This window comes from Psychrobacter sp. 1Y4 (assembly GCF_051847555.1).
Map to the genome: position 1 here is coordinate 1 of NZ_JBPYDE010001004.1, position 550 is coordinate 550.

The 550-nt window shown below is 51.3% G+C and carries 1 protein-coding gene; it reads right to left on the minus strand.

Annotated elements, in window-relative coordinates; all coding sequences use genetic code 11:
* Positions 1 to 550: TRAP transporter large permease subunit (locus tag ACS8FC_RS20100; RefSeq protein ID WP_439298084.1), on the minus strand; the 550-nt coding region annotated here is incomplete at both ends.

Here is a 550-nt window from a genome sequence, read left to right on the forward strand (position 1 = left end):
GACCCTGCGCCTAGCGTGACGATAGATGAGGTCATTACTGTGCCAAAGCTGGTCAAACTCACGACCCCAATGATAATACCAACGACCGCACAAGCCGCCATAACCGCGAGCGACTGGCGTGCACCGTCTTCTAATGCACCCAAAATATCAGAAAAGCTCATACGTGTTTCGGCACGTAGCATACTGATCACCACGGTAAAACCAATGGTATAAGCCGCGGCATATCCCACAGGTACATTTCTGATTAATAAGAAAATCAAAAAGACGATCGGTAATAGCATGTGACCGCGAGCTTTTAACACTTCTTTTACCGCGGGCAAACTCTCTTTGGCAATACCTTTTAGGTCACGACGTCCAGCGCGGAAATGCACCTGCGCAATCACGCCCAAGTAGTACAATATCGCAGGCAACAAAGCGGCAAGCGCGATCGTGCTATATGGCAGACCAGTGGTCTCCGCCATAATGAACGCACTGGCTCCCATGATCGGTGGCAAAATCTGTCCGCCAACCGAGGCACTCGCCTCAACCGCGCCCGCGAAGTCTTTGTGAT